Below are 21,007 nucleotides of genomic sequence, written 5' to 3' on the forward strand. Positions count from 1 at the left end.
GTCCGGGTGGGGTGGGCGGGGTGCGTGCGGAAGGATGGCGGGCATGACGAGCCAGAGCAGCGACGAGACCCGGGTCGACGGCGAGGAGCGTCCCGCGCTGCGGGCGGAGTTCCTGCGGGAGCTGCTCGTGGCGCCCGCCGGGCCGCTCGCGCGGCTCGAGGTCGTCGCCGAGTCCGGGTCGACGAACGCGGAGCTCGCGCGCGCCGTCGCCGCTGATCCTCAGGCGTGGCCCGCGCCCTCGCTGCTCGTCGCCGAGCACCAGCCTGCGGGGAAGGGGCGGCTCGGGCGGTCGTGGGGAACGCCCCCGCGGGCTGCGCTGCTCGGGTCGCTCCTGCTGCGACCCGACGTCCCCCGCGAGGCGCTGAGCTGGCTGCCGCTGCTCGCCGGGCTCGCCACCGCACGCGCCCTGCGCGCGACGGCCGGGGTGGACGCCGTCGTCAAGTGGCCCAACGACGTCCTCGTCCCCGACCCCGACGCACCTGCGGTCTCCGGAGGCACTGCGCTCGCGAGCGGAGACGGCACCGATCCCGGAGGTGCGCCGCCGCTGCGCAAGGTCGCCGGGATCCTCGCGGAGGTCCTGCCCGACGGCGGCGTCGTCGTCGGCGTGGGGCTGAACGTCTCCCAGTCCCGCGACGAGCTGCCCGTGCCCACCGCGACGTCGCTCGCGCTCGCGGGCGCCGCCACGACCGACCGGGAGGTGCTCCTCGTGGCGCTCCACGAGGCCTTCGGCGAGGTCCTCGCGCGCTGGCAGGACGCGGGCGGCGACGCGGGCGCCTCCGGGCTCGACGCCGACTGCGCCGAGATCAGCGCCACGCTCGGCACCCGCGTGCGCGTCGAGCTCGTGGACGGAACGGACGCCGTCGGGCTCGCAGTCGGGCTCGCCCCCGACGGCGGACTCGTCGTCCGCCACGACGACGGTACGACCCGCGTGCACCGCAGCGGCGACGTGCACCACCTGCGCCCGACGGACTGAGCGCTCCCGGCGCCGGTGCTGACGAGGCCGACCTCCCGCCGCGGCCGAGGACTAGGATCGCCGCGTGCCAGTGGACCCTGAGGAGAACGAGCTCGTCGAGGCGCCGCAGCCGGACGAGGACACCGCGGAGGACGTGGCGACCGACGGACCGGTCCCGACCGAGGCGGCGCTCGACGAGGCCCTGCTCGGCGGTCCTCGCACCCTCACCATCGAGCGGCTCGCGGAGCGCGCCGGCGTCGACGAGGACCGTGTCCGCGCCTACTGGCAGGCCCTCGGGCTGCCGCTCACCGAGGGCGAGGAGCACGCGTTCACCGAGAGGGACGCGCAGGCGCTCGCGGACGTGTTCGCGTTCTCGGAGGCGGAACGGCTCGACGAGCGGGCGCTGACGACGCTCATCCGGTCGACGGGGCACACGACCGAGCGGCTCGTGCTCTGGCAGGTCGAGGCGCTCGTCGAACATCTCACGCGGCGTTTCGACCTCGACGACACCAGCGCGCGGCTGCTCGTCCTCGACCGGCTGCCGGAGCTCGCTCCGGTGCTCGAGGAGCAGCTCCTGCACGCGTGGCGACGTCAGCTCGCGGCGGTCGCGGGGCGGTTCGCGGTCGAGTTCTCCACCGCGCGGACCACCGCGGTCGACGAGCACGAGCTGCCGCTCCCGCGCGCCGTCGGGTTCGCGGACATCGTGTCGTTCACGCAGCGCACGCGCGGCCTCGGGTCGAGCGAGCTCGCGGAGTTCGTGCAGCTCTTCGAGACGAGCGCGCGCGACGTCATCACCGCCGCGGGCGGCCGGGTCGTCAAGACGATCGGCGACGCGGTGCTGTACGTGGCCGACGACGTCGCGACCGGCGCGCGCGTCGCGCTCGGCCTGGCCGCGGCCGGGGGACGGGAGGAGGACGTCGACGTCCCGCCCGTGCGCGTGAGCCTCGTGTGGGGTCGCGTGCTCTCGCGGTTCGGCGACGTGTTCGGGCCCAGCGTCAACCTCGCGGCGCGCCTCGTCGACATCGCCGACCCGACGACCGTCCTCGTCGACCGCGACACGGCGGGCATGCTCGCGCGGGACCCGCGGTTCGCGCTCACCGCGCAGCCCGAGACGGAGGTGCAGGGCCTCGGCACGATCGAGCCCGTGCGCCTGCAGTGGGCGTACCGGGGCTGACGAGCACCCGGAGCGCCGGGGCGGTCAGACCGCCTCGAGCAGGCCGGGGCCGTCGTTCGTCACGGAGCTGACCAGGGGCGAGACCCTGCGCGCGACCATCGGCACGTCGTCGCGCGGGCCGCCGAGCCCGAGCAGGTCCGCGGCGCCGCGCGCGTCGACCGCCGGGTCGAGCCACGCGTCCCACGCGTCGGGCGGCAGGACGAGCGGCATGCGGTCGTGGATCTCCGCGAGGTAGGGCGCGGCGTCGGTGGTGAGGATCGTCGTCGACACGAGCCAGCGGTCGGGGTCGTCGTCCGCCTTCGTGCGGTCGCGCCAGAACTCGTAGAGCCCGGCGAACGCCGCGCTGCGGCCGTCGCCGGGCGCGATCCAGTACGGCTGCTTGGCGACCTTGCCCTTCCGCGCGGGCGCGCTCCCGGCGCCGACCGGGGACTCGCCGTCGGGCAGCACGCGCCACTCGTAGTAGCCGTCCGCCGGGACGAGGCATCGGCGCACGCCGAACGGCTTGGCGAACGCGGGCTTGTCCAGGACCGACTCGGCGCGCGCGTTGATCATGCGAGCACCGCCCTTGGGGTCCTTCGACCATGACGGCACGAGCCCCCACCGCGCGACGCGCAGCGAGCGGCTGATCGCACCCGTCTCCTTCGCGGCGCGCTCGACGACGATGCGCACCGGGTCGGTGGGCGCGAGGTTCCACGACGGCGGCAGGAGGCGAGCGTCGTCCGCCACATCTGCGACGGCGAACTCGTCCGCGAGGTCCTGGGCGTCCCGGAAGGAGGCATAGCGTCCGCACATGGGACCAGCCTGCCGCACGCCACCCACACCGGGCGCGGTGGTCCTTACCTCGCCGAAGGAGAGGCGGCTCACGTCCTCCGCGGCGGCGACCACACGGATCGAATCGATACGATGGGAGCCATGCCCTCCTCCTCGGTCGACCCCGTCATGCCCCGACCGAGGACCTCCGCGCGCTGGGTGCTGCTCCTCGGGGCGCTCGCGACGCTGCCTGCGCTCACCGTCGACATGTACCTCCCGCTGCTCCCCGAGGTCGGCGCGGACCTCGGCGCCCCGGACTCGTTGGCGCAGCTCACGCTCTCGGCCATGCTCATCGGCGGGGCCGTCGGGCAGCTCGTCATCGGCCCGCTCTCGGACCGGTACGGGCGCCGCCTACCGGTCCTCGTCGGCCTGTCGCTGCACGTCGTGACCTCCATCCTGTGCGCGATGGCACCCAACATCGGGATCCTCATCGGCCTGCGCGTGCTCCAGGGCTTCTTCAACGCGTCCGCGTCCGTCGTCGCGATCGCCGCCATCCGCGACCGCTTCACCGGCTCCGACGCCGCACGCGTCCTCTCGCGGCTCATGCTCGTCATCGGCCTCGCGCCGCTCCTCGCCCCGTCGCTCGGGTCGTTCATCGGCGCGCACGCCTCGTGGCACGCCGTGTTCTGGGTGCTCGCGATCGCCGGCATCGCGCTCGGCGCCGTCGTCCTTCTCTGGATGCCGGAGTCGCTGCCGGTCGAGCGCCGCCGGCCCGCCGGAGCCCGAGTCGTCCTGCGGGGCTACGCGAGCCTTCTGCGAGACAAGCACTTCGTCGCCCTCGCGGTCCTGCCCGGCCTCGGGCAGGCGGTGCTCATGAGCTACGTCGTCGGGTCGCCGTTCGTGCTCCAGGAGGGCTACGGGCTCAGCCACAGCCAGTTCGCGCTGCTCTTCGCGATCAACGGCATCGGCCTCGTGCTGTCCGCGCAGGCGAACGCCTCCCTCGTGCGCCGTGTGGCGCCGGTACGCCTGCTCCGGGTCGCGCTCGTCGTGCAGTGCGTGTTCGCCGTCGGCCTCCTGGTCGTCGCCGTGACCGGCGCTGGCGGCATCGTCGGCATCGTCGCCGCACTGTTCCTCGTGCTGTCGATGCAGGGACTGATCCCCGCGAACGCGTCAGCGCTCGCGCTCACGCGGCACGGCGAGATCGCGGGGACGGCCGCCGCCGTCATCGGGGCGTTCCAGTCGGGCGTCGCCGGCCTGGTCAGCCCGCTCGTCGGCGTGCTCGGCGGCGACGCGGTCGCGATGGCGACCGTCATGCTCGGTGCCGTCGTCGCGTCGCTCCTCGTGCTCGCGCTCGCCACCCCGGCCTTCCGCCGCGGGGGCTGGCACACGCCGGTCTGAGGTCGACGGGCGTTCACGCGACCGACACCTGACGGTCCTCCCGTGTGCATGCGAGCGTCCCGGTCCGGGACTTCGATGGGTCGTATGAGACTCACAGGAGCACGCCGGGCCACCGCCGCCCTGGTCGCCGCAGCACTGACGCTGCCGGTCACCGCAGCCGTCGCCTCGTCCGCACCCGCCCACCGCCCGTCCGACGAGCGGCGGAGCACCGCCGTCGTCCCGACGCTCGTCGCCCGCGCGACGCTGTCGGCCGACCACCTCGAGGAGGGACCGCCGTCGGGCGCCCTCGTGACGCCCGCCAACGGTCGCCAGGGGCCGTTCCCCGGGCAGGTGATCCCCGGATTCTCGGCCATGGTCGACAACGGCGACGGGACGTTCTGGGCCCAGCCCGACAACGGGTTCGGCGCCAAGGGCAACTCCGCCGACTTCCTCCTGCGGCTGTACCGCGTGACGCCGCAGTGGCAGACGGCGGACGGCGGCCCCGGCGAGATCGAGGTCGGCGAGCACCTCTCGCTGCGCGACCCCAACCACCACGTCGACTTCCCGATCGTCCACGAGGACACGCCGGAGCGGCTGCTGACCGGCGCCGACTTCGACATCGAGTCGCTCGTCCGGGCGAAGGACGGCACCTTCTGGATCGGGGAGGAGTTCGGGCCGTTCCTCCTGCACGTCGACGCGACCGGTGCGCTCCTCGCACCGCCCGTGCCGTTCCCCGACGGCAAGTCGCCCGCCAACCCGTACCTCGCGCCGGGGGAGACGCCGCTCGTCGGGTCGAGCCGCGGTTTCGAGGCGCTCGCCGGGTCCCGTGACGGCCGCTACCTGTACCCCGTCCTCGAGGGCGCGCTCGTGGGCGACGACCCGCGCGACCGCGTCGTGCGTCAGCTCGACACCCGCTCGGGCCGCTACACCGACCGCACCTGGACCTACCGCGTCGACACCGACGCGAACGTCGTCGGCGACGCGTTCATGGTCGGCCAGGACGAGCTGCTCCTCGTCGAGCGGGACGACTTCGACGGGCCGCAGTCCGTGACGAAGCGCGTCTACCGCGTCGACCTCAGCGAGAGCGACCGGTCGGGCCACCTCGAGAAGGAGCTCGTGCTCGACACCCTGAAGATCGCGAACCCGTACGGCATCGGGGCCGGCGACGGCTACGGGACCGGCGACCCGTTCTCGCTGCCCGTGCAGTCGTTCGAGACCGTCGTCCAGCTCCGCGACGGGCGCCTGCTCATCGGCAACGACAACAACTACCCCGGCAACGACGCGCGCGTGCCCGGGACGCCGGACGACACGGAGATGGTGCTCGTCGACCTGCGTCGCGAGCGCGTCGCGACCGACGACGTTACGGTCGTCGGGCACCGCGGTGCGAGCGGCTACCGCCCCGAGCACACGCTCGCCGCGTACGAGCAGGCGATCCTGCAGTGCGCCGACTACATCGAGCCGGACGTCGTCTCGACGAAGGACGGCGTGCTCGTGGCCCGTCACGAGAACGAGATCGGTGGCACGACGGACGTCGCGAACCACCCGGAGTTCGCCGACCGCCGCACGACGAAGACGATCGACGGGACGGCCGTCACCGGCTGGTTCACGGAGGACTTCACGCTCGCCGAGCTGCGCACGCTGCGCGCGAAGGAGCGCATCCCGGCTCTGCGCCCGCAGAACACCGCGTTCGACGGCCTCTACCCGATCCCCACGCTCGCCGAGGTGCTCGACCTCGCGCGCCACTCCGTGACGTGCGACGGGAAGCAGGTCGGCGTCTACCCGGAGACCAAGCACCCGACGTACTTCGACTCGGTCGGGCTCTCGCTCGAGGAGCCGCTCGTCGCCGCGCTCCAGGCCGCCGGGCTCGACTCCCGCAGGGCGCCCGTCATCGTCCAGTCCTTCGAGACCGGCAACCTGCGCGAGCTCGACCGGATGACGAAGGTCGACCTCGCCCAGCTCGTCAGCAGCTCCGGCGCTCCGTACGACCTCGTCGCCGCGGGCGACCCGCGCACCTACGCCGACCTCGTCACGCGCACGGGCCTGCGCGAGATCGCGCGGTACGCGGACGGGGTCGGGCTGGAGAAGAACGTCATGATCCCGCGCGAGGCCGACGGCACGCTCGGCGAGCCGACGTCGGTCGTCCGCGACGCGCACCGCGCGGGCCTCGAGGTGCACGGGTGGACCTTCCGGGCGGAGAACCAGTTCCTCCCCGCCGAGTTCCGCTCAAGCGCCGACCCCGCCGCGTACGGCGACCTCGCGGGCGAGATCCGCGTCTTCCTCGACGCCGGCATGGACGGCTTCTTCACCGACCAGCCGGACCTCGGAGTCGCCGCGGTGGGCTGACCGTCTCGGGTACGGGGCGCCGTCGGGCAGCGTGCCCGACGGCGCCCCGCGCGCGTCCCACGATGCCGTTCGCGGGCTTCCGGCGGTGCGATCTTCGCGGTGCCTTCACGTTCCCGCCCGGTCGTCGCGCGCGGTGCTCCGCACGAGGGCTCTACTCTTCTCGGGTGCCATCGTCCCGCAAGCCGTCCGCGGACCGTCCCGCGGTCGGCCCTCACCATGCACGTGCGCTGCGCTCGCACCGCGTCGCGCGGACCGTCGGGCTCGTTCTGACCGGAGCCCTCGCCTTCGTCGCGGTGGGTGCGGGTGCCGTGTACCTCGACCTCAAGTCGAAGATCACCGTGAGCGACGTGTCCGGGCTCGTCGTCGGCGGCCCGACGCAAGAGCCGCCCAAGGATCCGTCCGACCCGTTCGCAGGCAGGGCGCTCAACATCCTCGTGATGGGCACGGACTACCGCGACGCCGAGAACGCCGCGATCGCCGGCGACGAGCCCGGCATGCGCTCCGACACCACCTTCATCGTGCACGTGTCCGGGGACCGCACGCGCATGGAGGTCGTCTCCATCCCCCGCGACTCGCTCGTCGACCTGCCGGCGTGCAACCTGCCCGACGGGTCGATGTCGTCCCCCCGACGCAGCCAGATGTTCAACTCGGCGTTCGAGACCGGGTCCGGTGGCGTCGACGACCTCACCTACGCCGCCGCGTGCACGATCACCGCCGTCCAGGACCTCACGGGCGTCACGATCACCAATCACGTCGTCGTGAAGATGACCGGCGTCATCGGCGTGGTCGACGCGATCGGCGGCGTCCGGATGTGCTTCCCCGAGCCCGTCAAGGAGAACCCGAACTACGGTGAGCTCGACCTGCCGGCCGGTGAGGTGACGCTCAACGGCCGTACGTCGATCAACTACCTGCGGGCTCGCCACGGCACGGGAATGGGCCTGGACATCGGCTCCGACCTCACGCGTATCGCCCGCCAGCAGGCCTTCATCGACTCCGCGATCCGCGAGGTCCTCTCCAAGAACATCATCACGAACTCGCCCCAGCTCTACGGCGTCATCGAGGCCGTGCTGAGCTCCATCAGCGCCGACCCCACGATCGCCGACCCGACGGCCCTCGCCGGCCTCGCCTTCAGCCTGCGCGGCATCGACACGTCCCGGATCGCGTTCACAGAGCTCCCGGTCGTCCAGGCCGAGAGCGACCCGAACCGCGTCGAGTGGACGTCGGCCGCGGACGAGATCTGGCAGCGCATGATCGACGACACCCCGGCGCCCGGCCAGGAGGCCCCCGCCGACCCGCGCGACGACGCGACCGCGCCCGCGGACGGGACCGCACCGCCCGCCGACACCGGCGGCGAGGCGACGGACCCCGGTGCCGGTGCGGGCGACCCGGGCACGGCCGACCCGGGCACGACGGACCCGGGGACGGGGACGCCCGAGACGCCGGTCGCACCCCCGGTCGAGGAGCTGCTCCCCGGCGTCTGCCCCTCCTGAGCGGACGGAGGCGGGCGACCTCCGTCGCCTCGCATCGCGTCCCCTGGACGTGCCCGGGGCGTCCCCGCGGCAGCCTCAGCGCGTGCGGGACGCCTCCAGACGCGAGAGCCGACGGACCGCCTCGTGCAGGACGTCCTCGCGCTTGACGAACGTGAAGCGCACGCGCGAGGCCAGGGCGTGCGCCGTCGTCGAGCCGGGCGTGCAGAACGCGCTCACGGGCACGGCGACGACCCCCGCGCGCTCGGGCAGCTCACGGCACAGGGTCGTGCCGTCGTCGAAGCCCAGGGGAGCGCCGTCGGCGACGACGAAGTACGTGCCCTGGGGGACGACGACCTCGAACCCGGCCCGGACGAGGCCCTCGCACAGCAGGTCGCGTCGTGACGCCAGGGAGTCGGCGAGCGCGCGCGGCGTCTCGTCGTCGGAGAGGGCGTCGGCGATCGCCGGCTGGAACGGCGCGCCCGACGTGTAGGTGAGGAACTGCTTCACGGTCCGCACCGCGGTGACGAGGCGCTCGGGACCGTGCAGCCAGCCGATCTTCCAGCCGGTGAACGAGAACGTCTTGCCCGCCGACGAGATCGTGATCGTGCGGTCGCGCATGCCCGGGAGGGTCGCGATCGGGACGTGCCGGACGTCGTCGAACGTCAGGTGCTCGTAGACCTCGTCGGTGACGACGAGGGTGTCGTGGCGGCGCGCGACGGCGGCGATCGCGTCGAGCTCGTCGAGGTCGAGCACCGTCCCCGTCGGGTTGTGCGGGGAGTTCACGACGATCATCCGCGTGCGGTCGGTGACCGCGGCGCGCAGGGCGTCGACGTCGAGCCGGAACCGCTCGCGACCGGGGACGAGCGGGACGGTGACGTGGTGCGCGCCCGCGAGCGCGATGCACGCGGCGTACGAGTCGTAGAACGGCTCGAGCGTCACGACGTCGTCGCCCGGGCCCGCGAGCGCGAGGATCGTCGCGGCGAGCGCCTCCGTGGCGCCGGTGGTCACCAGGACCTCGGTGTCGGGGTCGGGGTCGAGCCCGTAGTGGCGGTACTGGTGGCTCGCGACGGCGTTGCGCAGCTCGAGGATCCCCGGCCCCGGCGGGTACTGGTTGTGCCCGTCCTCGATCGCACGGATCGCGGCGTGCTTCACGGTCGCGGGGCCGTCGACGTCGGGGAAGCCCTGCCCGAGGTTGATCGCGCCGGTGCGGCGCGCGAGGTCGGTCATCTGCGCGAAGATCGTCGCCTCCGCCGTGCCGTCCGGGGCGAGCAGGCCCGTGGCGCGCGCCGCGTCCTGCCAGCGGCCGGGCGGGAGGTCGGTCATGGCCCGACCCTAGCCGTGCGCGCGCCCACGATGTGGGACGTCCGGGAAGGGTTTCGGCGCTGCGACGAGGATTCCGCGCCGTCGTCCACAGGGACGGTTCCCGTGAGGCGTCGGATGCCCTACTCTCTGGCACGGAACTTCGGTCCCGGCGACGACGGCCGGCCGATGGAGCAGGGGGATTGCTCGACATGTCTGTGGACGCACACGCCGTCGGCGTGCTCGAGAGCGAGGTGCGCGAGCTCGTGCGCCGCCGGGGCGTGGACCCCGCACGCGACCGGGCGGCGGTCGACCAGCTCGTCGCCGACGTCGTCGCGGACTACGAGACGCGCAGCGCGATCGGCGTGGTCACGCCGCTGGCCGACCCGGACGCCGCAGGACGCGCCGTGATCGACGCCGTCGCCGGGCTCGGGCCGCTCCAGCCCTACCTCGACGACCCGGAGATCGAGGAGATCTGGATCAACTCTCCCTCCCAGGTGTTCGTCGCGCGCGGGGGACGGTCGGAGCTGACGACGACCATGCTCACCGCCCAGCAGGTGCGTGACCTGGTCGAGCAGATGCTGCGCTCGTCCGGCCGTCGTCTCGACCTCTCGAGCCCGTTCGTCGACGCCTCCCTGCCCGGCGGCGAGCGGCTGCACGTCGTCATCCCGGACGTCACCCGGGCCGAGATGGCCGTGAACATCCGCAAGCACGTGGTGCGGGCCGCGCACCTCGACGACCTGGTGCGGCTCGGGTCGCTGACGCCGCAGGCCGCGCTCTTCCTCGACGCGGCCGTCCGGGCCGGGCTCAACGTGCTCGTCGCGGGCGCGACGCAGGCGGGCAAGACGACGATGCTCAACGCGCTCGCCGGGTCCATCCCGGCGACGCAGCGTGTCATCACGTGCGAGGAGGTGTTCGAGCTGCGGTTCGCGGTCCGGGACATCGTCTCGATGCAGTGCCGGCAGCCGAGCCTCGAGGGGACGGGAGAGATCCCGTTGCGACGCCTCGTCAAGGAGGCGCTGCGCATGCGCCCGGACCGCATCGTCATCGGCGAGGTACGCGAGGCGGAGAGCTTCGACCTGCTCATCGCTCTGAACGCAGGGGTTCCCGGCATGTGCACGATCCACGCGAACTCCGCGCGTGAGGCGATCTCGAAGATGTGCACGTTGCCGCTGCTCGCTGGCGAGAACGTGTCGGACCGCTTCGTGGTCCCCACCGTAGCGTCGGCGGTCGACCTCGTCGTGCACCTCGGGGTCGACGTCGAAGGCCGCCGCGGGGTGCGCGAGATCCTCGGGGTCTCGGGCCGGGTCGAGGAGGGCGTCGTCGAGGCGTCGGAGCTGTTCGTGAGGCGAGGCGACCGCCTCCTGCGTGCCGACGGCTTCCCGCCCGGCACCGACCGGTTCGCCCGCGCAGGGATCGACCTCGCCACCATCCTGCGGCCGGAGCGGCCCCACGAGCAGCTGCCGCTGCCCGACGGCGCGTGGTCGGGGGTGCGCTGACATGGGCGTCGTCGTGGGGTTCCTCCTCGGGGCCGGGCTCTTCTGCGTCTGGTGGTCCTTCTGGGAGCCCGGACCGCGGCGGGAGCGCAAGACCGACGGGTGGTCGGCGCGCACGCAGGATCTGCTCGTCCAGGCCGGCGCTCCGGCGGTGACGCCCGGAGCGCTCGTAGTGACCAGCATCGGGGTGGGTCACGTCGTGCTGCTCGTCGCGACCGTTCTCACCGGGTCGGTGACGATCGCCGCGTGCTTCGCCGCCATCGCCGCGTCCGCGCCGTCCGTCCTCGTGCAGTCCCGGGCCCGACGACGTCGCGCGCTCCTGCGCGACGTCTGGCCCGAGATCCTCGACCACCTCGCGTCCGGCGTACGGGCGGGTCTCGCGCTGCCCGAGGCGGTCGGGCAGCTCGGCGACCGCGGCCCCGTCGAGCTGCGAGAGCCGTTCGCCAGGTTCGCGCAGGACTACCGGGCCTCCGGGCGGTTCGGGGACAGCCTCGACGCCCTCAAGGAGCGCCTCGCCGACCCGGTCGCGGACCGCATCGTCGAGGCGTTGCGGCTCACGCGGGACGTCGGCGGCACCGACCTCGGCCGACTCCTGCGCACGCTGTCGACCTTCCTGCGCGACGACGCCAGGACGCGCGGCGAGCTCGAGGCACGCCAGTCCTGGACCGTCAACGGTGCCAGGCTCGCCGTCGCAGGCCCATGGGTCGTCCTCGGCTTCCTTGCGACGCGCCCTGAGACGGCGGCGGCGTACAACTCCGTCACGGGTGCGCTCGTGCTCGCCGGCGGTGCCGTGTGCTCCCTCGTCGCGTACCGCCTCATGATCCGGATCGGGCGGCTGCCCGAGGAGGAGCGGGTGCTGCGATGACGGGGATCGACGTCTCCTGGCTGGGTGCCGGGGCCGGAGCGCTCGGCGGGCTCGGCGTGCTGCTCGTCCTGGCGGGCGTACGCGGCCGGGCCATCCGCCTCGACGAGCGCCTGGCGCCCTATCTGCGCACGCAGGACTCGACGTCCGTGCTGCTGCGCGACCAGCCCGTCAGGACGCCGTTCCCCACCTTGGAACGGCTCGTCACCCCGTGGCTCGCCGACGCCGGGCGCGCGCTCGAACGGCTCGGCTCCACGGGGTCCGACGTCCGGCGGCGTCTGGACCGCGCCGGGTGGAACCGCACGGTGGACCAGTTCCGCGCGCGCCAGCTCGTGTGGGGCGTCCTGGGCCTCGCGGCGGGCACCTTCCTGGCCGTCGTCCTCGCGGCGACCCGCGGGTCGTCCGTCGTCTCGCTCGTCCTGCTCGCCCTGCTGTGTGGGGTGGGCGGGGTCCTGGCCTGCGACCAGATGCTCTCGCGCGCGGTGCGTCGGCGTGAGGAACGGATGCTCGCGGAGTTCCCGACGGTCGCGGAGCTGCTCGCGCTCGCGGTGGGTGCGGGCGAGGGGCCCGTTGCCGCGCTCGAGCGTGTGGCGTCGACCGCGCACGGCGAGCTGTCCGGCGAGCTGGCGGCGACGCTCGCGTCGGTACGGGCGGGCACGCCGCTCACGAGGTCGCTCGAGCAGCTTGCCGATCGTACCGGCCTGCCGAGCCTGACGCGGTTCGCCGAGGGGGTCGCCGTGGCCGTCGAACGCGGTACTCCCCTCGCCGACGTGCTGCGCGCCCAGGCGCAGGACGTCCGCGAGACCGGGCGCCGTGCACTCATGGAGGCCGGCGGCAAGAAGGAGGTCGCGATGATGGTTCCGGTGGTCTTCCTCATCCTGCCGGTGACGGTCGTGTTCGCGGTCTTCCCGTCGATCGCGACCCTGCGGATCGGTTTCTGAGCAGCTCGACGACATGAGACGACACCAGCACGTCCAGAGACGACACGACGAAGAGGGAGACCGATGCGGGGGATGGTTCGTTGGGCAGGGAGCACGCGGCGGGTGCTGCGGGGCGGGGTGCGACGGCTGGTCCAGGGCGCGCCCGAGCGCGGGGACGTGCCCGGCTGGGTGCTCATCACCCTCATGACCGCCGGGCTCGTCATCGCGCTGTGGGCGGTCGCGGGCCCTGCTCTGACGCAGGCGTTCAGCAACGCGATCAAGAGCGTCGGCGCGCCCTGACCGTGGGGTGTCGCGTGCTGGTCGAGGACCGTGAACGGGGGTCGGCCGTCGTGGACTTCACGCTCGTGTCGATCCTGGTCCTCGTGCTGTTCCTCGGCGTCCTCCAGGTCGCGCTCGCGGTGCACGTGCGAGCCACGCTCGTCGACTGTGCGGCAGAAGGCGCGCGCGTCGCCGGGCGTGCCGACCGCGGCCCGGCCGACGGCGTCGCCCGGACCCGGGAGCTCGTCATCGCCTCGCTCTCGGCCCGCTACGCGCAGGACGTCGTGGCGCGACAGACGGTCGTGGACGGCCTGCCCGTCGTCGAGGTGACGGTCTCCGCGCCGCTCCCGGTCGTCGGGCTCCTCGGTCCGACGGGGATGGTGACGGTGGAGGGCCGAGCGCTCGAGGAGGCGCCATGACCCGCCGGTTCCGTGGGACGGTGCGCCGTGCGTGCGCTCGGCTCCGGGGGGAGGGCTTAGCCGATCAGCGTGGCAACGCGATCGTCGAGTTCCTCGGTGTCGCACTCGTCCTCCTCCTTCCCGTGATGTACCTCGTGCTGACGGTGGGCCGCATCCAGGCGGCGACGTTCGCCGTCGAAGGGGCGTCGCGCGAGGCGGCCCGGGCGTACGTCACGGCTCCCTCCGGTGCCGACGGCGCGCGCCTCGCGGCCGTGGCCGTCGCTCTCGCCTTCGAGGACCAGGGCTTCGACGACGCCGCGCCGGCGGAGTCCCTGACGATCAGCTGCTCGGCGTCGCGGTGCCTCGAACCTGGCAGCGAGGTCACCGCGCACGTGCGCCTCGACGTCTCGCTGCCGCTCGTGCCGGGCTTCGTGCGCTCGGCCGTGCCGCTGTCCGTCCCGGTCGAGGCGAGGCACGTCGCGTCCGTCGACGAGTACGCAGCGAGGCGACCGTGACCGGCCGCGCGCTGCGACGCCTCCGCGGATCCGAGCATGCGCGGGACGGCGGACAGATCATGCTGCTCACGACGGCGTTCGTGGCGTTCGCCCTGCTCCTCGTGACGGTCGTCGTGAGCGCGACCGAGGTGCACCTCGAGCGCAAGCGCCTGTACGAGCTCGCGGACGCGCTCGCACTCACCGCCGCCGACTCCATGACGCACGAGACGTTCTACGACGGGGCCGCCGACACGCCCGTCGAAGGCGCCGTGCTCACCCTGACGGACGCGTCGATCAGGGCGGACGTCCAGGACTATCTCGCGCGCAATCCCCAGGCGCTCAGCGGCCTGCACGACGTCGCGGTGACGGAGGCGTCGACGAGCGACGGGCGGACGGCGGGCGTCGCTCTCGCGGCGCGCGCACGACCCGCGATGATCAGCTGGGTGACCCAGCTCTGGAGTGATGGCATCATCGTGCGTGCAGAGTCACGTGCCAGAGCGTGGTGAGCACCTGTTGCTGTTCGACGACGAGCATCCGGGGAGGAATGGCCGCAACGACGCACGAGCGTGCTCCCGCGTCTTTGTTCACTTTCTTAACTTTGGATGGCCACTTCTGTCGTGACCCTGTGAAAACCCCAGGTTCGCCGCTATGGTGATCCGGTCCGACAACAACTCCAACGATGGAGAGCTACAACATGAACGCACGAGCAACGAAGAAGCTCGTCGCCGGGGGTGCCCTCGGTGCGATGCTCATCGGCACGGTCGCCCTGGCGTCCGCTGCCACCGCAGACCAGGTGGGCGACGACACGAACGTGGACGTCTCCGTCGAGATCGAGGGTGACGTCGACCCCGGCAACCTCGCCTTCAGCGTCGCCGCGGGCTCGACCACCCTGACGGAGGCGGAGGAGTCGACCGTCGAGGGGACCCGCGAGTTCAACGGCGCGCTCCCCGAGGTCACCGTTGCCGACACGCGTACCGAGGTGCCCGAGGGTGCCTTCTGGTACGTCCTGGGCAGCGCCTCGGACTTCACCGGTGACGCCGGCACCATCGGCGCGGAGAACCTCGGCTGGGCTCCGACCCTCGTCGACGGCGGCGAGACCGGTCTCGTCTCCGAGGGCGAGCCGGTCGAGCCGGTGCTCGAGGACGGCCCGGGTCTCGTCGACCAGGAGCTCCTGGTCTCCACGTTCGACTCGACCGAGGTGAACCCGGGCACCTTCACGGCTGGGGCCAACCTCACGCTCCGTACGGCCGAGGACGTCGCGCCCGGCGCGTACAACTCGACGATCACGCTGTCCCTGTTCGAGGACTGAGCCGTCCCGACGTCCCGGTGATCGGCTGCGGCCGAGCACCGACCGAGTAGTCATACGACGGGTCGCTCCGTCCGGCACGACCACGGTCGCGCCGGAGGGGCGACCCGTCGTCGTACGGAGAGAAGCAGCGTGATCCCCGCACCAAAGCACCCCGTCCACCGCCGTTCCCGTGCTCGTCGCCACCGTGCACGCCGGCTCCTCCTGTCGACGGCCGCCCTCGCCGTCGCTCTCGCGCCCGTCACGGTGCTGGCGGCTCCGGCCTCTGCAGTACCGGTGCCGGCAGTGCTGCACCTCGATACCGAGGACCGCATCACCTGGGGCGTCAAGCCCGCGAACGCGGACGGCCCCGACGGACGCCGCGGCGTCGACCTCGTCGCCGACCCGGGCGAGACGATCGAGGAGCACATCGCCGTCTCGAACTTCGGTGACGTCGCGGCGACGTTCGCCCTCAAGGCAGCGGACGGCTACCTCACGGCGAACGGGCGCTTCAACATGCTTCCGTCGGACCAGGAGTCCGTGGACGCCGGGACGTGGTTCACCGTCCAGGAAACGGTCGACGTCGGCCCGGGCGAGACGGTCGTCGTCCCGTACACGATCACGGTCCCCGAGAACGCGACGCCCGGCGACCACCCTGCCGGCATCGCAGCGTCGGTCACCAGTACGGGTACCGGCGAGGGAGGCACGAGCGTCGGCGTCGAGAGCCGCGTCGGGTTCCGGGTCACCACCCGCGTCACGGGCGAGGTCGAGCCCGTCCTCGCGGTGAACGACGTCAAGGCGTCGTACGCGCCGTCGTGGAACCCGTTCGCCGCGGGCGACCTGAGCGTGTCGTACGACGTCGCGAACGAGGGCAACGTGCGCCTCGGCGCACAGGGCGACGTGGCGACGTCGGCGTTCTTCGGTCTCGCGAGCGCGGACCGTGAGGCGGAGCCGCTCACCGAGGTGCTGCCCGGCGGGTCGTTGCGCAGCACGGTCGCGATCGACGACGTCTGGCCCCTGGGGCCCGTCACGACGACCATCACGGTCACACCGACCGCGGTCGCCGACGACGAGATCGACGCCCCGCTCGAACCGGTGACCGTCACGGTGACGACCTGGGCCATCCCGTGGCCGCAGCTCCTGCTCATCGCGATCGTCCTCGTCCTGGTCCTCGGCGTGCGTGACGATCGTCGCCGCCGCCGCAAGCGCCTCGAGGCGATGCTCGCCAAGGCGCGCGACGAGGGCCGCCAGCAGGCGAGCACCCCGGGGGCCGACGCGACGCCGTCGGGCACCACGTCGGGTGCCGCATCGTCCACCGCGTCGAGCGCTCCGAAGGGCGACCCGACGAGCTGACGCGCGCGTCCGCCGTCGGGCCTGGTACGACCCGGCCCGACGGCGCGGAACGCGCAGCAGGTCGCGTAACCTTGAACCTCGTGGCCACCATCGACTTTCCCGCCGAGATCAAGGCGCTGCGCAGCACGCTCGAGTCCATCGAGAGCGTGAGCGACCCGGAGGTCCTGCGCGCGAAGATCGCCGACCTGTCCGAGAAGGCGTCGGCGCCCAACCTGTGGGACGACCCGGACGCCGCGCAGAAGGTGACGTCCGCGCTGTCGGCGACGCAGTCGGAGCTGGACCGGGTGAAGAAGCTCGGGCAGCGCATCGACGACGTCGAGACGCTGGTCGAGATGGGCCAGGAGATGGGTGACGACCCGGACCTCGCCGCCGCGCTCGACGAGGCCGAGCAGGAGATCGCGGCAATCCGCAAGGACCTCGACCTGCTCGAGGTCCGCACGCTGCTGGCCGGCGAGTACGACGCGCGCGAGGCCGTCGTGACGATCCGCTCGGGCGCCGGAGGCGTCGACGCCGCGGACTTCGCCGAGATGCTGCTGCGCATGTACCTGCGCTGGGCCGAGCGCCACGGCTACCCGACGACCGTCCTCGACACCTCCTACGCGGAGGAGGCGGGCCTGAAGTCCGCGACGTTCGAGGTCAAGGCGCCGTACGCGTTCGGGCACCTGTCCGTCGAGGCGGGCACGCACCGTCTCGTGCGCATCTCGCCGTTCGACAACCAGGGCCGCCGCCAGACGTCGTTCGCCGCGGTGGAGGTCATCCCGCTCATCGAGCAGACCGACTCGATCGAGATCCCGGAGTCGGAGATCAAGGTCGACGTGTTCCGCTCGTCGGGCCCGGGCGGGCAGTCCGTCAACACGACGGACTCCGCGGTGCGCATGACGCACATCCCGACCGGCATCGTCGTGTCGATGCAGAACGAGAAGTCGCAGATCCAGAACCGCGCCGCCGCGCTGCGCGTCCTCCAGTCCCGCCTGCTGCTCGTGCGCCAGGAGGAGGAGAACGCGAAGAAGAAGGAGCTCGCGGGCGACATCAAGGCGAGCTGGGGCGACCAGATGCGCTCGTACGTGCTGCAGCCGTACCAGATGGTCAAGGACCTGCGCACCGAGCACGAGGTCGGCAACCCGTCCGCGGTGTTCGACGGCGACATCGACGACTTCATCGAGGCCGGGATCCGCTGGCGTCGCGGGGCGCAGCTCGAGGCCTGACCCGCTCCGCAAGGCCCGGAGCTGTTGTTCTGGGCAACGGATTGGAGTGCCCGGTGGCGGCGTGTCAGCCCGCCGTGACCGGATGCGCGTGCCTACCCTCGGGATCGTGCGACGAACCTCGTTCGTCCACGGATCGGTCCCCGACCCGAGGAACGTACCGCTGTGATCCGCTTCGAGAACGTGACCAAGGTCTACGCGCGCGGCGCCAGACCGGCCGTCGACGACGTGTCGCTGGAGGTCCGGCGCGGCGAGTTCGTCTTCCTCGTCGGGGCCTCCGGTTCCGGCAAGTCGACGTGCCTGCACCTCGTCCTGCGCGAGGAGCGCCCGACGAAGGGCAAGGTCTTCGTCGCGGGCCGTGACCTGGGGTCGCTGTCCAGCTGGAACGTGCCGAAGCTGCGCCGCCAGATCGGCGTGGTGTTCCAGGACTTCCGCCTCCTGCCCAACAAGACGGTGTTCGAGAACGTGGCGTTCGCACTCCAGGTGATCGGCAAGCCGCGGCACACGATCGCGATCACGGTCCCCGAGACGCTCGAGATGGTCGGGCTCGCGGGCAAGGAGAAGCGCCGGCCCCACGAGCTGTCCGGTGGTGAGCAGCAGCGCGTCGCGATCGCGCGCGCCATGGTCAACCGGCCGCCGATCCTGCTCGCCGACGAGCCGACCGGCAACCTCGACCCGACGACGTCCCTGGGGATCATGCGCCTGCTCGACCGCATCAACCGCACGGGCACGACCGTCGTCATGGCGACGCACGACGAGGAGATCGTCAACCAGATGCGCAAGCGCGTGCTCGAGCTCGAGACCGGCACGCTCGTGCGCGACCAGGCGCACGGCGCCTACGGCGCGCGCGGCCAGGTCATCCCCGACCCCGCGGGGACCGCCCCCACGTCGGTGCCGACCGCCGTCGTGCACCGCGCCGCGGCCGACCCGGGACACGACGACGCCCCGCACCCTGGCGACGTGCCCGTCCCCCTCCCGGGCGCGGACGACGAGCCGGCGGCCCTCCCGGCGCGGCGCTCCGTGCGCCGGCACGCCGAGGCGTCGGCGGGGGAGTGATCGGCGTGCGACTCCAGTTCATCCTCGCGGAGCTCGGGCAGGGCCTGCGCCGCAACGTGTCCATGACCGTGTCCGTCGTGCTGGTGACCTTCGTGTCCCTGACCTTCGTCGGCGCCTCGATGCTGCTGCAGGCGCAGATCGACAAGCTCAAGGACGACTGGTACGACAAGGTCGAGGTCTCCGTCTTCCTCTGCCCGGTCGGGTCGCCGTCGCCCACGTGCGCGGGCGGCGAGGCGAGTCCCGAGCAGATCTCGGCGCTCGAGGACGTCTTCGAGTCCGAGCTCGCCGACGAGATCCAGACGGTCTACTTCGAGTCGAAGGACGACGCGTTCGCGGCGTTCACCGAGCGCTACCCCGACGGGTACCTCGGCACGCAGCTCACGGTCGACGACATGCAGGCGTCGTTCCGGCTCAAGCTCACCAACCCGGAGAACTACGAGGTCGTCAACGACGTCGTGACCGGGCGGGCGGGTGTCGAGGTGGTCGAGGACCAGCGCCGCATCTTCGACTCCCTGTTCCTCGCGCTCAACCGGGCGTCGCTGCTCGCCGCGGGGCTCGCCGCCGTCATGCTGCTCGCGGCCGTCCTGCTCATCACGACGACGATCCGCCTGTCCGCGCTCAGCCGACGGCGGGAGACCGGCATCATGCGGCTCGTCGGCGCGTCGAACCTGTTCATCCAGCTCCCGTTCCTGCTCGAGGGGGCGATCGCCGCCGTGCTCGGGGCGCTGCTCGCCGTCGGCGGGCTGTGGGTCGGGGTGAAGTACCTCGTCACGGACTGGCTCTCGCAGTCGGTGACGTGGGTGGCCTACGTCGACGAGACGGACGTGCTGCGCATCGCGCCCGTCCTCGTCGGTATCGCGTTCCTGCTGGCGGCCGTCTCCTCGGTCGTCACGCTCAACCGGCACACGAGGGTGTGACATGACGTCGAAGCTCCGCCGCCACGTGGCGGCCCTGGTCGCCACGTCCCTGCTCGTCGTCGGGTGCGTCGCCTCGGCGTCCGCCGACGACATCGACGACCGCCGCGCCGCGGCTGAGCGGCGCCAGTCCGAGATCCTCGGCAGCCGCGAGACGCTGCAGTCCGAGCTCGAGGACACCGACGCCGAGCTCGCCCAGGCGGTCCTCGACCTCCAGGAGATCGAGGCCCGCCTGCCCGTCGCGCAGGCCGAGCTCGAGGCTGCCGAGGCGGAGCTCGAGCGCACCCAGCGCGAGGCCGAGCTCCTCGCGCAGCGGCTCGAGGCCGCGCTGGGGCAGGAGGCGGCGATCAGCGCGGAGATCCAGCAGGGCGCGACCGAGGTCGCGGACGCCAAGTCGAGCATCGCGGAGATGGCGCGCCAGGCCTACCGCGGTCAGGGTGACGTGTCGAGCCTCGGGATCGTGACCGGGGCGCAGAGCACCGAGGAGTTCATCGAGGAGTTCGCCGTCTCGTCGACGGCCGCCCGCAGCCAGTCCCGCTCGCTCGAGGACCTGCTCGAGGCGGAGTCCGTGGCGCGCAACCGCGAGGCGCGGCTCGCGGCGGTCCGCGAGACCGTCGCCGACCTCAAGAAGCAGGCCGACGAGAACGTCGTCGCCGCAGAGGCGGCACGCAAGGCCGCGGCCGACCGCAAGGCCGAGGTCGAGAACCTCATCGTCGAGCAGCAGGCGAAGAAGGCGACGATCGAGGAGCGCAAGGCCGCGGCGCAGGCGCAGATCGAGCAGAACGCGGCGGACCAGGCGGCGCTCGAGGCGGAGCTCAAGACGATCATCGCGGAGCAGGCCGAGCGCGACCGCAAGGCGGCCGAGGAGGCCGAGCGGCAGCGCCAGGCGCGGGCCGCCCAGCAGCAGCAGGGCGGTGGGGGAGGCGGCGGCAACGCGGCGCCTCCGCCGCCCCCGCCCCCGTCGAGCGGCACGACGCTCGGGTACCCGACGGCGGTCCCGCACGTGACGTCCAGCTACGGCATGCGCCTCCACCCCGTGCTCGGGATCTGGCGGCTGCACGCCGGCACCGACTTCCGGGCGTACTGCGGCACGCCGATCATGGCGTCGGCGTCCGGGACGGTCGTCCACGCGCAGCGTCGTGGCGGTTTCGGCAACCAGGTCCTCGTCAACCACGGCATCGTGGGTGGCGAGAGCCTCATGACGAGCTACAACCACCTGACGAGCTTCGCCGTCTCGTCCGGGCAGTGGGTCGACAAGGGGACCGTGGTCGGCTACTCCGGGAACACCGGTCTGTCGGGAGCGTGCCACCTCCACTTCGAGGTGTACGTCAACGGCGGGACCGTCAACCCCATGTCGCGCCTGTAGCGAACGCGACCGCAACCT

Annotated in this window: 19 protein-coding genes and 1 pseudogene; 18 read left to right on the top strand and 2 right to left on the bottom strand. The window is 72.6% G+C overall.

The genetic code is table 11. The features are described from left to right. The first annotated feature begins 43 nt into the window (after nucleotides 1-43). Together ACMXGY_RS07680 and ACMXGY_RS07685 are read left to right on the top strand one after the other, a co-directional pair. On the top strand, nucleotides 44-973 hold the full coding sequence (locus ACMXGY_RS07680) for a biotin--[acetyl-CoA-carboxylase] ligase (protein WP_483776260.1): 930 nt from the start codon (nucleotides 44-46) through the stop codon (nucleotides 971-973). Nucleotides 974-1,037: 64 nt separating this feature from the next. Continuing rightward, the gene (locus ACMXGY_RS07685) at nucleotides 1,038-2,126 is read left to right on the top strand and encodes an adenylate/guanylate cyclase domain-containing protein (protein WP_483776261.1); all 1,089 of its coding nucleotides are present in this window, start codon (nucleotides 1,038-1,040) and stop codon (nucleotides 2,124-2,126) included. A 24-nt stretch (nucleotides 2,127-2,150) separates the two neighbouring features. Here the strand turns inward: ACMXGY_RS07685 and ACMXGY_RS07690 are convergent, their stop codons facing one another. Next, nucleotides 2,151-2,918, bottom strand: a complete 768-nt coding sequence (locus ACMXGY_RS07690) for an SOS response-associated peptidase (RefSeq protein WP_483776262.1) — start codon at nucleotides 2,916-2,918, stop codon at nucleotides 2,151-2,153. A gap of 120 nt (nucleotides 2,919-3,038) precedes the next feature. On the opposite strand from ACMXGY_RS07690, the gene ACMXGY_RS07695 reads away from it, so the two are divergent. The 3 genes from ACMXGY_RS07695 to ACMXGY_RS07705 all read left to right on the top strand — a co-directional run bounded on the left by ACMXGY_RS07695 (nucleotide 3,039) and on the right by ACMXGY_RS07705 (nucleotide 8,086). Further along, entirely contained in the window at nucleotides 3,039-4,274 is a 1,236-nt protein-coding gene (locus ACMXGY_RS07695) for a multidrug effflux MFS transporter (RefSeq protein ID WP_483776263.1), read from the top strand. A gap of 84 nt (nucleotides 4,275-4,358) precedes the next feature. Further along, a complete protein-coding gene (locus ACMXGY_RS07700) occupies nucleotides 4,359-6,596 on the top strand; it encodes an esterase-like activity of phytase family protein (RefSeq protein ID WP_483776264.1) in 2,238 nt (745 codons plus the stop codon). Nucleotides 6,597-6,760: 164 nt separating this feature from the next. Next, complete coding sequence (locus ACMXGY_RS07705) at nucleotides 6,761-8,086, top strand: LCP family protein (RefSeq protein ID WP_483776265.1); 1,326 nt, start codon at nucleotides 6,761-6,763, stop codon at nucleotides 8,084-8,086. Between the two features lie 75 nt (nucleotides 8,087-8,161). On the opposite strand, the gene ACMXGY_RS07710 is transcribed toward ACMXGY_RS07705, so the two are convergent. Next, the gene (locus ACMXGY_RS07710) at nucleotides 8,162-9,388 is read right to left on the bottom strand and encodes a pyridoxal phosphate-dependent aminotransferase (protein ID WP_483776266.1); all 1,227 of its coding nucleotides are present in this window, start codon (nucleotides 9,386-9,388) and stop codon (nucleotides 8,162-8,164) included. Nucleotides 9,389-9,576: 188 nt separating this feature from the next. On the opposite strand from ACMXGY_RS07710, the gene ACMXGY_RS07715 reads away from it, so the two are divergent. From ACMXGY_RS07715 to ACMXGY_RS07775, 13 genes and pseudogenes are all read left to right on the top strand, one after another. Continuing rightward, nucleotides 9,577-10,863, top strand: coding sequence for a TadA family conjugal transfer-associated ATPase (locus ACMXGY_RS07715; protein ID WP_483776267.1), 1,287 nt, complete (start codon nucleotides 9,577-9,579; stop codon nucleotides 10,861-10,863). 1 nt (nucleotide 10,864) lies between these two features. Next, complete coding sequence (locus ACMXGY_RS07720; RefSeq protein WP_483776268.1) at nucleotides 10,865-11,725, top strand: type II secretion system F family protein; 861 nt, start codon at nucleotides 10,865-10,867, stop codon at nucleotides 11,723-11,725. After that, complete coding sequence (locus ACMXGY_RS07725) at nucleotides 11,722-12,663, top strand: type II secretion system F family protein (RefSeq protein ID WP_483776269.1); 942 nt, start codon at nucleotides 11,722-11,724, stop codon at nucleotides 12,661-12,663. The genes ACMXGY_RS07720 and ACMXGY_RS07725 overlap by 4 nt, the downstream gene beginning before the upstream one ends. Nucleotides 12,664-12,735: 72 nt before the next feature. Beyond that, nucleotides 12,736-12,942 (top strand): hypothetical protein, encoded by a 207-nt coding sequence (locus tag ACMXGY_RS07730; RefSeq protein ID WP_483776270.1) that lies wholly within the window; start codon nucleotides 12,736-12,738, stop codon nucleotides 12,940-12,942. A gap of 14 nt (nucleotides 12,943-12,956) precedes the next feature. After that, entirely contained in the window at nucleotides 12,957-13,340 is a 384-nt protein-coding gene (locus tag ACMXGY_RS07735) for a TadE/TadG family type IV pilus assembly protein (RefSeq protein ID WP_483776271.1), read from the top strand. After that, nucleotides 13,337-13,834 carry a TadE/TadG family type IV pilus assembly protein gene (locus ACMXGY_RS07740; RefSeq protein ID WP_483776272.1) on the top strand — a complete coding sequence of 166 codons (498 nt, stop codon included), beginning with the start codon at nucleotides 13,337-13,339 and terminating at the stop codon, nucleotides 13,832-13,834. The genes ACMXGY_RS07735 and ACMXGY_RS07740 overlap by 4 nt, the downstream gene beginning before the upstream one ends. 59 nt (nucleotides 13,835-13,893) lie before the next feature. Next, nucleotides 13,894-14,319: a hypothetical protein gene (locus ACMXGY_RS07745; RefSeq protein WP_483776273.1), complete on the top strand. Its 426-nt coding sequence runs from the start codon at nucleotides 13,894-13,896 to the stop codon at nucleotides 14,317-14,319. A 188-nt stretch (nucleotides 14,320-14,507) separates the two neighbouring features. After that, nucleotides 14,508-15,122 carry a hypothetical protein gene (locus ACMXGY_RS07750; protein WP_483776274.1) on the top strand — a complete coding sequence of 205 codons (615 nt, stop codon included), beginning with the start codon at nucleotides 14,508-14,510 and terminating at the stop codon, nucleotides 15,120-15,122. 282 nt (nucleotides 15,123-15,404) lie between these two features. Then, entirely contained in the window at nucleotides 15,405-16,451 is a 1,047-nt protein-coding gene (locus ACMXGY_RS07755) for a hypothetical protein (RefSeq protein WP_483776275.1), read from the top strand. A gap of 80 nt (nucleotides 16,452-16,531) precedes the next feature. After that, the gene (prfB, locus tag ACMXGY_RS07760; protein ID WP_483776276.1) at nucleotides 16,532-17,656 is read left to right on the top strand and encodes a peptide chain release factor 2; all 1,125 of its coding nucleotides are present in this window, start codon (nucleotides 16,532-16,534) and stop codon (nucleotides 17,654-17,656) included. 162 nt (nucleotides 17,657-17,818) lie between these two features. Then, a pseudogene (gene ftsE, locus ACMXGY_RS07765) lies at nucleotides 17,819-18,499 on the top strand (cell division ATP-binding protein FtsE); the annotation flags it as partial. Between the two features lie 215 nt (nucleotides 18,500-18,714). Then, nucleotides 18,715-19,626 carry a permease-like cell division protein FtsX gene (ftsX, locus tag ACMXGY_RS07770; protein ID WP_483776277.1) on the top strand — a complete coding sequence of 304 codons (912 nt, stop codon included), beginning with the start codon at nucleotides 18,715-18,717 and terminating at the stop codon, nucleotides 19,624-19,626. 1 nt (nucleotide 19,627) lies between these two features. Next, nucleotides 19,628-20,989, top strand: coding sequence for a peptidoglycan DD-metalloendopeptidase family protein (locus tag ACMXGY_RS07775; protein ID WP_483776278.1), 1,362 nt, complete (start codon nucleotides 19,628-19,630; stop codon nucleotides 20,987-20,989). Nucleotides 20,990-21,007: the final 18 nt, after the last annotated feature.

The sequence above is a fragment of the Cellulosimicrobium sp. G4 BAM 1002 genome (genome assembly GCF_057126935.1).

Excerpts from the sequence above, each read along its gene's own strand:
- ACMXGY_RS07680 (WP_483776260.1), top strand. The coding sequence starts at position 44 with ATGACGAGCCAGAGCAGCGACGAGACCCGGGTCGACGGCGAGGAGCGT.
- ACMXGY_RS07710 (WP_483776266.1), bottom strand. The coding sequence starts at position 9,388 with ATGACCGACCTCCCGCCCGGCCGCTGGCAGGACGCGGCGCGCGCCACG.
- ACMXGY_RS07745 (WP_483776273.1), top strand. The coding sequence starts at position 13,894 with ATGCTGCTCACGACGGCGTTCGTGGCGTTCGCCCTGCTCCTCGTGACG.
- ACMXGY_RS07700 (WP_483776264.1), top strand. The coding sequence starts at position 4,359 with ATGAGACTCACAGGAGCACGCCGGGCCACCGCCGCCCTGGTCGCCGCA.
- ACMXGY_RS07725 (WP_483776269.1), top strand. The coding sequence starts at position 11,722 with ATGACGGGGATCGACGTCTCCTGGCTGGGTGCCGGGGCCGGAGCGCTC.
- ACMXGY_RS07690 (WP_483776262.1), bottom strand. The coding sequence starts at position 2,918 with ATGTGCGGACGCTATGCCTCCTTCCGGGACGCCCAGGACCTCGCGGAC.
- ACMXGY_RS07715 (WP_483776267.1), top strand. The coding sequence starts at position 9,577 with ATGTCTGTGGACGCACACGCCGTCGGCGTGCTCGAGAGCGAGGTGCGC.
- ACMXGY_RS07740 (WP_483776272.1), top strand. The coding sequence starts at position 13,337 with ATGACCCGCCGGTTCCGTGGGACGGTGCGCCGTGCGTGCGCTCGGCTC.
- ACMXGY_RS07750 (WP_483776274.1), top strand. The coding sequence starts at position 14,508 with ATGAACGCACGAGCAACGAAGAAGCTCGTCGCCGGGGGTGCCCTCGGT.
- ACMXGY_RS07730 (WP_483776270.1), top strand. The coding sequence starts at position 12,736 with ATGGTTCGTTGGGCAGGGAGCACGCGGCGGGTGCTGCGGGGCGGGGTG.
- ACMXGY_RS07720 (WP_483776268.1), top strand. The coding sequence starts at position 10,865 with ATGGGCGTCGTCGTGGGGTTCCTCCTCGGGGCCGGGCTCTTCTGCGTC.
- ACMXGY_RS07695 (WP_483776263.1), top strand. The coding sequence starts at position 3,039 with ATGCCCTCCTCCTCGGTCGACCCCGTCATGCCCCGACCGAGGACCTCC.
- ACMXGY_RS07775 (WP_483776278.1), top strand. The coding sequence starts at position 19,628 with ATGACGTCGAAGCTCCGCCGCCACGTGGCGGCCCTGGTCGCCACGTCC.